The organism is Limosilactobacillus sp. DJ3M12 (genome assembly GCF_947381695.1).
Classification (GTDB): domain Bacteria; phylum Bacillota; class Bacilli; order Lactobacillales; family Lactobacillaceae; genus Limosilactobacillus; species Limosilactobacillus kinnaridis.
The window spans coordinates 13573-27573 of the sequence record NZ_CANCWY010000022.1 but is presented as its reverse complement, the minus strand read 5'-3'; the positions used below and the strand labels follow the sequence as shown (position 1 = coordinate 27573).

15 protein-coding genes are annotated in these 14001 nt (G+C 39.4%); 10 read left to right on the top strand and 5 right to left on the bottom strand.

Translation table 11 applies throughout. From position 1 onward, the window contains the following. Nucleotides 1-171 precede the first annotated feature (171 nt). Both QOS06_RS09280 and QOS06_RS09275 read right to left on the bottom strand, forming a co-directional pair. The gene (locus tag QOS06_RS09280; protein ID WP_283595890.1) at nucleotides 172-1476 is read right to left on the bottom strand and encodes an MFS transporter; all 1305 of its coding nucleotides are present in this window, start codon (nucleotides 1474-1476) and stop codon (nucleotides 172-174) included. Nucleotides 1477-1657: 181 nt separating this feature from the next. Next, on the bottom strand, nucleotides 1658-3049 hold the full coding sequence (locus QOS06_RS09275) for an APC family permease (protein ID WP_085680415.1): 1392 nt from the start codon (nucleotides 3047-3049) through the stop codon (nucleotides 1658-1660). 128 nt (nucleotides 3050-3177) lie between these two features. On the opposite strand from QOS06_RS09275, the gene QOS06_RS09270 reads away from it, so the two are divergent. Genes QOS06_RS09270 through QOS06_RS09250 form a run of 5 tightly spaced genes read left to right on the top strand, consistent with a single transcriptional unit; the run spans nucleotide 3178 to nucleotide 6039 of the window. After that, nucleotides 3178-3588, top strand: coding sequence for a bis(5'-nucleosyl)-tetraphosphatase (locus QOS06_RS09270; protein ID WP_003664837.1), 411 nt, complete (start codon nucleotides 3178-3180; stop codon nucleotides 3586-3588). Nucleotides 3589-3594: 6 nt separating this feature from the next. Continuing rightward, entirely contained in the window at nucleotides 3595-4167 is a 573-nt protein-coding gene (locus QOS06_RS09265) for a guanylate kinase (protein ID WP_152704284.1), read from the top strand. Between the two features lie 40 nt (nucleotides 4168-4207). Further along, complete coding sequence (locus tag QOS06_RS09260) at nucleotides 4208-4645, top strand: Fur family transcriptional regulator (RefSeq protein WP_085650490.1); 438 nt, start codon at nucleotides 4208-4210, stop codon at nucleotides 4643-4645. Nucleotides 4646-4704: 59 nt separating this feature from the next. After that, nucleotides 4705-5181 (top strand): hypothetical protein, encoded by a 477-nt coding sequence (locus QOS06_RS09255; RefSeq protein ID WP_085650489.1) that lies wholly within the window; start codon nucleotides 4705-4707, stop codon nucleotides 5179-5181. Nucleotides 5182-5199: 18 nt separating this feature from the next. Next, nucleotides 5200-6039: a DUF6681 family protein gene (locus QOS06_RS09250; RefSeq protein WP_283595888.1), complete on the top strand. Its 840-nt coding sequence runs from the start codon at nucleotides 5200-5202 to the stop codon at nucleotides 6037-6039. A gap of 53 nt (nucleotides 6040-6092) precedes the next feature. Here QOS06_RS09250 and QOS06_RS09245 read toward each other — a convergent pair whose 3' ends face one another. Continuing rightward, nucleotides 6093-6344, bottom strand: a complete 252-nt coding sequence (locus QOS06_RS09245; RefSeq protein WP_003672397.1) for a PspC domain-containing protein — start codon at nucleotides 6342-6344, stop codon at nucleotides 6093-6095. A 308-nt stretch (nucleotides 6345-6652) separates the two neighbouring features. Here QOS06_RS09245 and QOS06_RS09240 point away from each other — a divergent pair, with 308 nt between their 5' ends. The 5 genes from QOS06_RS09240 to QOS06_RS09220 all read left to right on the top strand — a co-directional run bounded on the left by QOS06_RS09240 (nucleotide 6653) and on the right by QOS06_RS09220 (nucleotide 11996). Next, nucleotides 6653-7189, top strand: coding sequence for a TetR/AcrR family transcriptional regulator (locus QOS06_RS09240; RefSeq protein WP_098035452.1), 537 nt, complete (start codon nucleotides 6653-6655; stop codon nucleotides 7187-7189). A 36-nt stretch (nucleotides 7190-7225) separates the two neighbouring features. Next, nucleotides 7226-10093: a YhgE/Pip domain-containing protein gene (locus QOS06_RS09235; RefSeq protein ID WP_283595886.1), complete on the top strand. Its 2868-nt coding sequence runs from the start codon at nucleotides 7226-7228 to the stop codon at nucleotides 10091-10093. A 249-nt stretch (nucleotides 10094-10342) separates the two neighbouring features. Continuing rightward, nucleotides 10343-11335 carry a D-2-hydroxyacid dehydrogenase gene (locus QOS06_RS09230; RefSeq protein ID WP_283595884.1) on the top strand — a complete coding sequence of 331 codons (993 nt, stop codon included), beginning with the start codon at nucleotides 10343-10345 and terminating at the stop codon, nucleotides 11333-11335. A gap of 224 nt (nucleotides 11336-11559) precedes the next feature. Next, nucleotides 11560-11742, top strand: a complete 183-nt coding sequence (locus tag QOS06_RS09225; protein WP_019253307.1) for a CsbD family protein — start codon at nucleotides 11560-11562, stop codon at nucleotides 11740-11742. A 2-nt stretch (nucleotides 11743-11744) separates the two neighbouring features. Further along, complete coding sequence (locus QOS06_RS09220) at nucleotides 11745-11996, top strand: GlsB/YeaQ/YmgE family stress response membrane protein (protein ID WP_087215512.1); 252 nt, start codon at nucleotides 11745-11747, stop codon at nucleotides 11994-11996. Nucleotides 11997-12038: 42 nt separating this feature from the next. Here QOS06_RS09220 and hflX read toward each other — a convergent pair whose 3' ends face one another. Continuing rightward, nucleotides 12039-13316, bottom strand: coding sequence for a GTPase HflX (gene hflX / locus QOS06_RS09215; RefSeq protein ID WP_283595883.1), 1278 nt, complete (start codon nucleotides 13314-13316; stop codon nucleotides 12039-12041). 29 nt (nucleotides 13317-13345) lie between these two features. Then, the gene (locus QOS06_RS09210) at nucleotides 13346-13999 is read right to left on the bottom strand and encodes a histidine phosphatase family protein (RefSeq protein ID WP_019253303.1); all 654 of its coding nucleotides are present in this window, start codon (nucleotides 13997-13999) and stop codon (nucleotides 13346-13348) included. Nucleotides 14000-14001 lie beyond the last annotated feature (2 nt).

Below are 14001 nucleotides of genomic sequence, written 5' to 3'. Positions count from 1 at the left end.
GGGTAAGTATGCGATGTTTCCAGAATCTCCCACTTCAAGCATTAAACCGTAGGTTTAGCTAAGTGGGAGTAGTTCAATTGTTAAAAATTGATTAGTCTATTGGATTGATGTTTAAAACTAAAAATGGTCAGTGAAAAATTTAAAATTTTCCCGACCATTCTATTATTAATGTTAAATATATTTTGGTGAAGTTTCAGGTGCCCATAAAAGACAGATAGTACCACCTATAAGTAAAACAAGAGTACAAATTAGCATTGCTAAAATTGGACCGCCGAGATGAGTTAAGATTGGTAATAAGAATGTTCCGCTAGCAGCTCCAAAACGACTGATAGTGATACAAGTACCAACCCCACTAGCTCGAACCTTAACATCAAATAGTTCTGTTGGATATGGATAATCAAGGACAAGTCCTGAGGATAAGACTATCGCAAAGATCGCAAAAACGCTAATTTGGAAGAAAGGTGAAAAGTTATTGCCAATTATTAATAAAATGAGGGCTGCTGCTGAAAGGAAAAATGTTCTTACCAAAAACATCCGCCTACTAAGAATCTTGAAGATTAAACTACCGAAAATTACACCGATAAGGACGCAACTATTATAGATAATCCCAGAGAGGTTGTTATTACCAAGATTCATACTTTTTAGGAGAATTGGTAAGAAGATACTGATACCGAAAAATGAAAATGCCTGACAAGCATAGAATAAGCCACCAACAATGGTTTTTCGGCGATAAGGGGGATTAAATAGGGTTTTAAGAGAGACATCTTTTGGCTTTTTACTACGAATTTGTTTTAATGATAATCCCCATTTTTTCCCGAGATGTTTTTGAATTAGTTTTTGAGCAGTTTTATTTTTCCCTTGACTTGCTAACCAGCTCGGAGATGCAGGAATTCGGAAGATTGACCGATAGATTGCAGTCATCAGTCCAGGAACGACACTTGATGCAAGGATAACTTGCCAATTATGAGCACCAAACCCTGTTACTAAAATTCCCGCGATGTATGAAGTAATAAAGCCAATTGTCCAATAAATGATTAGTTGGCTTTGTAGGCGTCCGCTTTCTTTTGCTGGTAACCATTCTACCAATAGAGCATTCCCAACAGTATAGTCAATGGCAATCATTAAACCAATTAAAATCCGTAAGATAAACAGGATAATAAGATTCATTGTTACTAATTGTAAAAGAGAAAATATAGAAAAAAGATACATATCGAGCATCAACATTCTTCGCCGGCCAAATTGGTCAGCGATTTTACCCATTAAAGCACTCCCAGCGAGTCCAATTAAACTCCCAGCACCAATTAGGCCAACCCAAAAGTCGGTAATATTGATATAATCGGTTGCTTGGGAAAGGGCAGTTCCACTAATTCCAAGAGCAAAACCACAAGCAATTTGTCCAAGAGCGAGGGCAAAATATATTCGAAAGTGAATTGATGATAAAGGTGCTTTTTTGTAATTCTTCTTTGTATATTCCATAAAAAATTAGGCATATGTGATCAAAATTTGGCCTAACTAATTGATTCCTCCTTGTGAATAAAAAAGTAAGTAATACTACCTTAACAAAAAGATGGTATTTAATGCAAATTGCTATCTTAAATAAAAAGGGAGTGGAAAAATAATTTTCTCACTCTCTACATAACTCTTAAATTTTTTGCTATTAATTCTTATCTGCTAACTTACTGTGCCAGTAGCCGTAAGTGAAGTAGATGATAATTCCGATTCCAAACCAAATTGCTGCTCCAATATATGTTTCTTTTTGCAACTGGGTCATCATGCCAAGGCAGGTGAGACCAGAAAGAATTGGAAGCACAGGGTAGAGGGGCACCTTAAAGCCTCCACGATTACCGATATCCTTTCGCTTACGAAGCGGAATAATCCCAAATGAAACGAGCATGAAAGCAAATAAAGTTCCGATGTTAACTAAACTTGTAAGTTGATCAAGAGAAACAAGTCCGCCCATGATAGCGATAATAATCGCCACGATCCATAATGCAACTTGTGGCGAGTGGCTCTTTTTATCAAGCTTTCCTAAGAATGAAGGAAGCAGACCGTCACGACCAATTGCATAGATCAAACGAGAACTAGAATAGATCATTGAAACCATCATTGTGAACATTCCGATCAAAGCCCCAATTGACAATAATTCTGCCAACCAGTCTTGATGAACCATCTGTAAGGCGAATGCCACTGGATTGGCAACGTCAAGCTTGGTGTACTTAACCATCCCAGTTAGGACTACGGCAACACCAGTATATAAGATTGTTGCAACAGCAAGTGTCCCAATAATTCCTAGAGGCATATTTCGTTTAGGATTCTTAACTTCGGCAGCCGAACTGGAAACACAGTCGAACCCAAGATAAGCAAAGAAACCAATCGTTGCCCCGTGAATCACACCCTTCATGTGGTATGGAAGGAATGGATGGTAATTTTTGGGCTTGATGAAGAAGAAACCAACAATAATAAAGATCAAGATAATTGCAATCTTAAGGAAAACAGCAATGTTGTTGATACGCAGTGAAGATTGCATCCCCCGTGCAAGCATTACTGTAATCAAAAGAACAATTACAACCGCCACGATATTTATGTAGGTACCATGAGCTGGATCAAATGGACCCGATAGTGCTTTAGGGAGATGAATACCAAATCCTTCAAGCAATGTATTGAAGTAGGCTGCCCAACCTGTTGAAACAGAAGCAACAGCTAACATGTATTCAAGAACTAATGCCCATCCCAGCAACCAGCCAAGGAATTCACCAAACACTACATTTCCGTATGAGTAGGCACTCCCAGCAACCGGTAATGCAGAAGCAAACTCAGCATAACACATTGCAGCTAGCGCACAGACAATCGCTGAAAACAGAAATGACAATGACACTCCTGGTCCAGCTGAATTTGCGGCAATTGTTCCAGGGAGAATGAAAATCCCAGTACCAATAACAGTACCGATCCCAATTGCCATGAGATCACGAGCATTCATTGATTTAACGAAAAGCTTGTCTTCACCAAGATACCGATCGAGACTTTCTTTTCGCATAATGTTTAAGCTCATCTTTAACCCACCTTTGCTATAATAAATTGTACGTGCCGAAATGGTTCGTCACGTTTATAATTAATAATGATACCTTAGTTAATATTAAAAGTAAATTAGAAAAATTTAATTACAAAAGAGGGATAAAAATGGCAATTGAAGTTACTAGTGGCGCAGTTGTATATCGTCAAGGCGAAAATGGAATTGAGTATTTACTCTTAGAAAGTCAAAATAAGGGACACTTCTGGGGATTCCCGAAAGGTCACGTTGAAGGCAATGAATCACTAGAAGAAACAGCAATTCGTGAAATAAAGGAAGAAACGCAATTAGAATTACCAATTGATACAAGTTTTAAGGTGTATACCGAATACGACTTACCAAATGGCAATCATAAGCAAATGACCCTTTATACTGCCGAGTTAGATAACAAGGAAGACATTCATCTGCAAGCAGAAGAGATTAAGAATTGTGGATGGTTCAACTATCAAGATGCTCGTGAACGGTTAACCTACGAGAATTTAAAAGAATTATTGGATCAAGTTAACGATCATTTAAAATAAGCAATTATGAAAAATAATAAGTATGTGTTTATTGTGACAGGAGCAGCTGGCTCCGGTAAAACAACTGTCGCTAACTATCTTCAGAATCATTATGATATGCACCGGGTAATTACCCATACGACCCGGCTGCCACGTCCGGGAGAACAAGATGGGGTAGACTATCATTTTGAAACACCATCTTCCCTGAAGAAACTCCATTTACTTGAGCAAGTAACTTATGACCAGTTTCAATATGGTTCTTCATTAGAAGGCTTAGCAGAAGGATGGAAACAAGGGGAAAATGATGTGATTGTTCTTGACACAGCTGGTGCGATTACTTACCATCACCAACTTGATGCTCAAGCAGTGATTATTTTCTTGACCGTTACCCATATGGCTTCTTTAGCTAAGCGAATGACACTGCGGGGCGATAAATTGAGTGCGATTCGTTCTCGTTTACATAGCAAAGAGTATCACCGTGATCTTGCTTTACCAGCGGCTTTAAAAGGGATCGCGCATGTCGTAGTTAATGACCAGTGGAAAAATACCAAACAACAAATAGATATAATTGTTAGGCAGATATTATCCAAAAAGAACTAAAATATGTTACAATATCATCTCTAATCGGGAGGAAAAAATATTGGAGAAATTAATTGATCAAGCACGGACCATTATTAAAGACCATCGTTTGCGGTGGACTAAGCAACGTAAAATGATGATTGAATCAGTTGCGCGACATCCTGATCGTTACTTTAATATTGTAGAAATTGACCAATATCTTCGAGAACAATTCCCTGGATTAAGTCACGATACTATTTATCGAAATTTTAAAGAATTTGAGAAATTGGGCATTGTCGAATTGCGTCAACAGCATGATCAGATGCAGGTTAAATATTCGTGTGATTTTACCCATCACCACCACTTTATTTGTGATATTTGCGGACGAGTTCAAGAAATTCAAATGCCACCAATTGATAAGAAATTCTTTGAGAAGCAGTTGCCAGGAGTTAAAATCACTGGGCATCGGTTTGAATTGCACGGGATATGTGCCCAATGCCAGAAAAAATCTTTACAATAAATTCATATTTATTGGGCCAGTTTTCGTGTATTATATACTCTGGAAAAGGAGAATGAGACATGGGAGCAAAGATACCGCCATTAGTAACCCCATTTGCACTTGTATCATTGGTACTTGCGTTGGGTGCCACCAATGTAGTAGTTAATAAAGCAACGCATACTTCTGAGGGTGCAAAAGTAACATCAGTATCAACAAGTCGCCAATTTCAGCAATCGGGTGATGAGGAAAGCAATCAATCAAGTCGGAATTCACAAAGCGATCGTGATGATAATGATGAGAGTGCAAGTAATTCATCAACTACCCGGACAAGTAATAGCAACAATACAACGGACGATACTGGGGATACTAATCAACCTACACGGTCAGCAGGAAACACTGGCACAGAAGCATCGACAAATCGATCAGCAAATACAAACGAAAGTACGAGTGCTAATCGAAACAGTACCTCACAATCGACTGGTACAACAACTAACAATAATACAACGACACAAGACACGACTGGTGGTAATACTACCGGAACGACTACGACTGAATAATAAGGAGGCGGGTTATTAATGTTTAGTTTTCTTGATATGATTAACTCGTCATTGAGTTACTTTAACCTTGACGTAAAGTTAAAGAGTCGTATTTATATCATTATTGCTTTACTGGGCGATATTTATTTAGTTTATGTTACGTTCCGACTCTTTATGAATCATGTTTGGCTACGGGCATTGTTATATTGCTTAGCAGTGATTGGATTAACATATTTTATCTATCTTAATTTCGTCTTTTACTTTCTTGAAAAGACTTCACGATTTGATTTTATTTCACCGCGTGTCGCAAAGATTACTGGTCAAAAATTTGAGGACGGCAAAGCTAAGACGCCTCTTGATGCACAACAACGACTAGCGGCAGAATTGGCAAACCGGTCAAATGGCTTGTTTGCTAATGCCGACACGATCCCAGCAGCAGTAGCAATTGACGAACATGAACAACATAACTTACACCGTGTTGTTGACCAACTATTAATGGAGGGTGTGTTTGTTAACGGCTATGATGGCCTGAGTGAAAAAGAAATCGTTGAACAATATCAGGCAACTGAAAAACCAGTTACGGCTTTGAATTCACAATCTGTTCCGCCATACTTTGAATTAGTTCATGATGAGTTGCAACACCGTCTTGAAATCTACATCGGGATGAACCAAATGGAACGGCGCCCAGTTGGTCATATTACCAAAATCGGCCTAACCGATGTCCATACTGCTCATGATAAGTATCAATTGTATCTTGCAACAGTAGTTGTTACTGGGGGCCCGAATAAGATTGCTGGGCGAAGCGGCTCAACAATTTTAACGGAAGAAGATTATGGACTACAAGTTCAAGTAGCTTATAAAAAACGAAATAATGCTTAAAAAAGCTGAGATTGGAATTTCTCCCAACCTCAGCTTTTTTGCTGCAATCAGTATTATTTTTCTCTGAATTCACCGTCGACGATATTGTCATCATTGTTTGTCTTATTACCATTATATTCAGGCATTACGAGGGCAGCTAAGAGGTAGAAGACTCCTAGCGGGAAAAAGCCAGTAAAGACGAAAATGAGAATTCCGATTATCCGAACGAGGGTTTCATCAAGACCGAAGTAGTCAGCGATACCCCCAAAGACACCAAGAATTACTTTATCTTTGGATTTAGTTAAATGTTTTTTAGTTTTTGCCATTATGAAGCCTCCAATCGCATAGCTTTAATACTTTTATTATACCGTATTTTAGAAAAGAGATTTAAAAAGTTAATACTTATTTTACTTATGAAAGACCCGTAAAGTTATTGGCGACGTGCTTGACCATTTAAATCTAGAAGCATATTATTGTTTTCGTTTGATTAAGATACAAACAAAAGTCTTTTTACGGACAAATAGGAATTTTTGTCTCATTATGAAATGATTATCTTCAATTACCCCTGTTGTACTGAATTGCAACAAGTTAGAATAATCATGTTAAATTTGTATTATTTGGGGAGGGAAGAGTTATGCGTGTTACGAGAACTATTCGTGACTTTGAAAATGCATTGATAACGTTATTAGAGAAAAATTCTTTTGAAAGTTTGACGGTTGATCAAATTTGTAAAGAAGCATTGATGCACCGGAGTAGTTTTTATCGCTATTTTAGTGATAAGTACGATCTCTTAGAGCAAACGTTAAATGCACAAATTAATAAATTGACGGAGAATACAGATTCTGAAGATGACATTATTAAGCAATTATTATCATACATTGATAAAAATAAAGATGTTATCCGTCATTTAGCACCTAATAGTGCACGGAGCTCTTTGTATACCGAAATTTTAAATATTTTAAGTCAGGTTCTTTTAGAGCGGCGCAATCTTGAGACTAATGATCCAATTGTAACGGCGCTGCAAAAGTCTGATAATCCCGAGATGCTTGCTTATGTATTGAGTGGCGCTATTATCGGGACCTTTTACTGGTGGCAAGGCAATAATTATGATGTACCAACTGAGGACGTTATTAATTTTGCGAGAGCAGCTACCAAGTCATTAACAAACTAAAATTATGAAAGGATAAGTTTTGAGGTGAAGTATTAAATGTGGAGCATGATTAAAGGCGAATTTCGTCATATTATTCATAACCGTTTACTGCTTCTATCAGTAACGGTTATTTGCTTCATACCTTTCCTATATAGTATTTTCTTCTTAAAATCAGTATGGGACCCGTATGGAAGTACACGAAACTTACCGGTTGCGGTGGTAAATAAGGACATTCCGGTTGAGTACCAAGGCCGGAAAATGGATGTCGGGAAACAGACCGTTGATGAATTGAAGAAAAATCATCAATTAAAGTGGGAATTCGTATCCGCTAAAGAAGCAAAGTATGGTATGAGCCATCGTAAGTACTATGCTGTTGTTACGATTCCTAAAGATTTCTCTGAAAATGCAACGACTGTTTTACAAAAACATCCCAAGACGATGAAATTACATTATCAAACTAATGGTTCTTTAAACTACATTGGACAAGTAATTGTCCAAACTGGGATGACACGGCTAAATGAAAAAATTCGTGCCCAAGTTACTAACGCTTACGCAACGGTAATGTTTAAGCAATTGCATGTTGTAGGTAAGGGGATGAACAAGGCCGCTGATGGTGCCCGACAAATTGGTACTGGAATGGTGACCTTAAGTGATGGTGTAAATCGTTATGTTGCCGGAGTTTCCCAAGTAAATAACGGGGTTCAAACCTTGCGTGTTAGTGTTGCACCATTAGCTTCTGGTGCTCAACAACTTGCTACCGGGAGCCAAACCTTAGCAAATGGTATCATGCAATATACTGGTGGGGTTAGTCTCCTCGGCAATGGTGTTGGTCAATTAATGGCTAATTCCGGTGCACTAAATTCCGGTGCCAACCAGTTGAGCAGTGGCTTAAGCACTTTAATGGCTAACTCTGGTGCGTTAAATTCTGGTGCTAGTCAGTTGAATGCTGGGTTAAATACTTTAATGGCTAACTCGGGTACATTGAGCTCCGGTGCTAACCAATTAAGCAGTGGTTTGAATACGTTAAGTGGTAATTCAGAGAACTTAAGAAACGGTTCTGGTCAACTAGCATCCGGTGCTAATCAGTTGAATTCAACCGTTAACAGTCAATTAGGAAACATTAACTTTAACGGGATTATGGGGGCCATGGATCAAGCACAAAATCTTCAGCAAGGACTAGGTCAACTCCAGACCGGTTTGGCAGCTGCCAAGAATGCTCTTGCTGGTGTTCAAAGTAGTGCTGCTAGTCTTCAACAAGCTTCGGGAGCATTATCTGGTGCTGCCGGTGCTGGTGACAAGCTTAAAGGTATTGCAACTAACGATGGTCAAATTGCTGGATTAGCACAACAAATTCTTAGTGATGATAAAGCTAGTGATCAATCTAAGAAGGCCGCTCAACAAATTGTACAAAATGCTAGTGCTAACGTTGCTGCTATTCAAGGATTAAGTGGAACTCTTGGTCAATTAAACAATCTTCAAGGAAGCTTGAGTGGTATGCAGCAACAATTAGGTCAGCTCTCACAAATGTCTGCTGTGTTAGATAATGCAGATGGGACTATTCGTCAAGCTAACTCATTATTAGCAACCTTAAATGGCTATAAAGGTACCCTAGCGGCAATGCCAGGAGCTGTTGATCAACTTAAACAAGCAACAAGTCGGATTTCTTCTGGAGCAAGCACGCTTAATAGTGGTGTAAACCAATATACTAATGGTGTTGATAGTGCTGCTGCCGGTGCTGGTACGCTTAATTCAGGAATTGGTCAATATACAGCTGGGGTTGCTCAAGCTGGAGTCGGTGCTAATCAACTAGCTAGCGGAATCGGTCAATACACAGCTGGGGTCGCCCAAGCTGGAACCGGAGCTGGTCAATTGGCTAGCGGAATCGGTCAATATACAGCCGGAGTTGGCCAATTGGGTAACGGAATTGCCCAGCTTAACGCTAATAGCGGGGCCTTGAATTCTGGTGCAGCTCAATTAGCTGGTGCGCTTGGTCAACTAAACGGTCAAGTTCCTGCTCTTATTGCTGGTGTAAACCAATTAGCTGCCGGAACTCAACAACTTCAAGATAATTCTCCTGCTCTTATTTCAGGAATTGCGCGGTTGAATGCTGGTGCTTCTCAACTGGCTACATCGCTTGCAGGTGGTGCAAAGCAAATCAACGGTATTAAGACTTCACCACGGACTGCCAAGATGTTTGCAGAACCAACTGCTCTTAAGCACACGGATTACAGTTATGTACCAAACTATGGTCACGCCTTAGCACCATACGTTCTATCATTAGCAATCTATGTTGGGGCACTTGTATTTAACTTTGTTTACCCAATTCGTCGGGTTGCTGAATTTGGTAAAGCTCCAATCGCTTGGTGGGCAAGTAAGGTAACAGTTGGATCACTGGTAGTAACTGCAATGGCAATCGCGGAAGATGCAATTATGATGGCTTGTGGACTTACAGTCATTCACCCAGTTGCATTCTTTGCGACAACCATATGCTTTGGGTTAGCTTCAATGGCAATTGTTATGTTCCTCTCAATGCTCTTTGATAACCCCGGTCGATTCTTCGCCATGGTTCTCTTAATGCTCCAATTAGGTGGATCTGGTGGTACCTTCCCAATGGAAATTACGATGAAGTTCTATAATGTAATTCACTGGTACTTACCGATGACTTACTCAATCTTAGGACTCCGTGATTCAATTTCTGGTGGTTTAGGAGCACATTACACGATGTTCTGTAACACTGTTCTGATCGTAATTGCGATTGTCTTCTATGCATTGTTATTAGTCGGCATGATTTGGTTACAACACCATCACTATGCTGGTCGCTCAGAATTGGATAATAACCAAGAACTGCTTGGACCAGAAGGCGATTATGACGGCATGCACCTTCAACAACGTCGCCCAAACCAAGGAGACAACGGTGAACAATAATTAAAAATAACAGAGGGAGCGAGACAGAAGTCACTCGTGACTTCGTGAGCCCCCGCAAGCAACAGTAGGCCTCCAACGTTCGGTTTTACCGGGCGTTGGAGGCCATTGTTGTACTGCGCCATTTGTCTTTTATGAAAGTAACTTGGCTTAAGTCACAGACCCTTTTTTGTTGCTTAAATACTGATGATTAAGTAAAGGAGTGCTAAGCTATTAATGTAAGCAGTTTTTATGAAAGGAATGGGAAAACTGATGAAATTAATTATGTATAGCGTTCGTGACGCTGAAAAGCCTTATATTGAAGCATGGGCAAAGAAGACAGGCAATGATGTCAAGATGGTTACTGAACCATTAAATGCTGATACAGTTAAGCTTGCAGAGGGATATGATGGAATTTCCTTACAGCAAACAACAAAACTTGGGGATGAACAACTATATGAACAATTAGCCGCCATGGGAATAAAGCAATTAGCTGCTCGAATGGTTGGGGTTGATATTTTTGATTTAGATGCATGTAAAGCAAATGGCATCATTGTAACGAATGTCCCTATTTATTCACCACGGGCAATCGCAGAAATGGGTGTCACACAGGCGATGTACTTGTTACGACGGATTGGTGAATTCGAACAACGCATGAGCCATGGCGACTTTCGGTGGAGCGATGACTTGATCAGTAATGAAATTTACAATTTAACCGTGGGAATTGTTGGCCTTGGTAATATTGGTGGGGCCACTGCTCAGATTTATAAAGCATTAGGCGCAAAAGTCCTTGCATATGATCCATCATACAATGTCGAATATGAACCATACGTTGAATATACCGATTTCGATACTGTTGTTAAGAATGCGGATATTTTATCATTGCATACACCGTTGTTACCAAGTACCGAAAACATGATTGCAGCACCACAATTTAAGATGATGAAAGACAATGCTTACTTGATTAACATGGCTCGTGGAAAACTGGTAAATACCGCGGACTTAATTTCAGCATTGGAAAATAAAGAAATTGCGGGTGCTGGCCTAGATACATTAGCTGACGAAACTTCTTTCTTTGGGAAGCAAGTTTCATCAGATCAAATTCCAGATGATTACAAGAAGCTAGCTGCAATGCCAAATGTTCTTGTTACTCCCCATGTTGCATTTTTGACTGAAACATCTATACGGAATATGGTTGAAATTAGTTTGAATGATGCTGTAACAATTCTAGAAGGTAAGCATTCACGTAATGAAATTAGAATGTAATTAATTAAAAAACTCTACCAATTTTTGACGGTAGAGTTTCTTTTTAATTAAGATATAAATAAAGTTATTAAAGAAGGCTTAAATAAATCAAAAGGATATCGCTTTCTAGGATGATAACTGTTAAGCTTAGAACTATCAAATACCACTAGTCGATTTAGGAAGGAGGAACATCCCAAAGTTGTCAGCCACTAATAGCCATATACATAAGGAAAGGACTGATAATAATGGCTAGCGATAAGCACGGAATAAAAGATAAGATAGCAGGGAAACTAAAAGAAACTGAAGGCAAAGTAACTAATGATAAGACTCGTGAAGGAGAAGGAAAACTTCAGAAACTTAAAGGAAAAGTAAAAGATGAGGTTAATGATCTTAAAGAGTCAATAAAAGGAAATAAAAAGGAGGGCTGATTATGTACTGGATTTGGGTTTTAATTGTTGGTGGATTAATTGGTTTAGCTGCTGGTGCGTTAACCCGTCGTGGCGGATCGATGGGAGTGATCAGTAATATTGTTGCTGGACTAGTAGGATCAGCAATCGGTGAAGCAGTATTAGGCGCATGGGGACCGCAAGTAGCTGGGATGGCAATTGTTCCATCAATTATTGGAGCAGTAATCTTAGTAATGATCGTCTCCTTGATTTTCGGAGTAAAAGCAGAGAGATAGATAACTAATAAAAGCAGCGATCAGTTTTGGTCGCTGCTTTTATTAGTTTTTCTCATATTTTCCAAACCGTTGATAATCTTGAACTGACATTTCTACCGTTAATAATGTCCCATCACTTTCATAGGTAGTATCTAAAATATTAGTGTGTTCATTGAGGTAAGAAACAACGTGACCATCAGTAAATGGAATAAGAAGAGTAGTGGTGACATAGTCCTTAAATAGGTGTTTCTTAATAACATCAACAAGAAGGTCTAATGAAGCATCTTGTTTAGCTGAAATTACAACTTGATCGTCACCTTCAAGAATAGGGAATTCAATCTCAGTTTTATCTGCTTTATTAAATACGTTGATCATTGGAATATCAGTAATCCCAATTTGTTTTAAGGTTTCATTAGTTGTTTCCATCATTTCCTTGTAATGTGGATCAGAATAATCAATAACTTGGATTAGTAAGTCAGCATTAGCGGCTTCTGCAAGTGTTGATTTAAATGATTCAACAAGGTGAGTAGGTAATTTACTAACGAACCCAACCGTATCACTTAGTAGGAACCGTTTTTGATCCGGAAGTGTTAGTTGCCGCACACTTGTATCAAGAGTAGCGAACAACATATTCTTTTCAAAAACGGTTTTTTCTTCAGCAGCTCCATATCTTCTTACAAGGCCATTCATAATCGTGGATTTACCAGCATTGGTATAGCCGACGAGTGCTGCTGTGGGAATTGCACTCTTTACTCGTTGCTTGCGCTTGGTTTGTTCGGATTTATCAATGTCTGCCAATTCTTGACGAAGGTGGGAAATTTGATGTTGGATAGTTCGCCGATCCATTTCAAGTTTGGTTTCCCCGGCACCCCGGTTAGTAAAGCCGCTTCCTCCACCGGTTTGCTGGTCTAACCGCTCACTTACACTAGTTTGCAATCGTGGTAAACGGTATTGCAGTTTAGCGATCTGTACTTGGAGTTTGGCTTCTTTAGATTGTGCACGGGTTGCGAAAATCTCTAAAATAAGAGCGGTTCGGTCTAGAATACGACATCCGGTTCCTTCTTCAAGATTACGTAATTGGCTTGGTGATAATTCATCATTAGTAATAATAGTAGGAACGTGATTAGCATCAGCCACGTCACGAATTTCTTCGACTTTGCCTTTTCCAAAGTAGGTAGCAGGATTAGGACGATCGATGACTTGATCAATCCGATCGATAACTTCCATGTGATTTGCTTGTGCTAGTTCAGCCAGTTCGACCATTGAGTAGTCAAAGTCTTCTTGACCGGTATTTAAGCCAGTGATAATTACTGGTTCTGCAGTTTGTATGTTAGTCTCCATTGAAGAATAGTGTTCCCCCTTTATGGATATTATTCTGGTAATTCAAGTTTGTTGTAAAAATCAACACTAGTATTATTCTTGTCTAAAGTTAGCTTAGTGATGCTTCCGTTACGTGGTGAATCGCCTGGATCGTAAGCGTCAGAATAGCGTTGGACGATTGAACGAATAGTGGCTCCGTGTGAAACTACTAGTACTTCTGATCCGTCTGGCAATGCTCGTAAACGGTCAAAACCTTTATCTACCCGCTTCCAGAAAGCAACATGGTCTTCAGCAGTACCATAATTGTCCGCTGCTGCAATCTTATCTTTTAATTTGTCTGGACCCCAACCGGCAACCATTTCTGCAAAGCTATGATAACCATCTGGGCCGCCAAGAAAGTCAGCAAAATGTTGGCCATCTTCTCCTTCAAAGTAGCCAAAGAATTCTTCCCGAAACGCTGGCTCTGGAATTGGCGTTGGATTATTACCAGGATGTTCAGCAAGCAAGAAACGGGTAGTTGAAACTGTTCGTGCGAGGTCGCTGCAAAATACATAATCAAATTGAATAGGAGCAAGCGCCCGTCCTACTCGTTTAGCGTCTTCTTCACCCTTTGGCGTTAGCGGACCATCAGCCCAACCTTGCATCCGATTGTAGAGATTAAGATAGGTTTGTCCGTGGCGTACAAAATAAACGTTGATTGCCATAG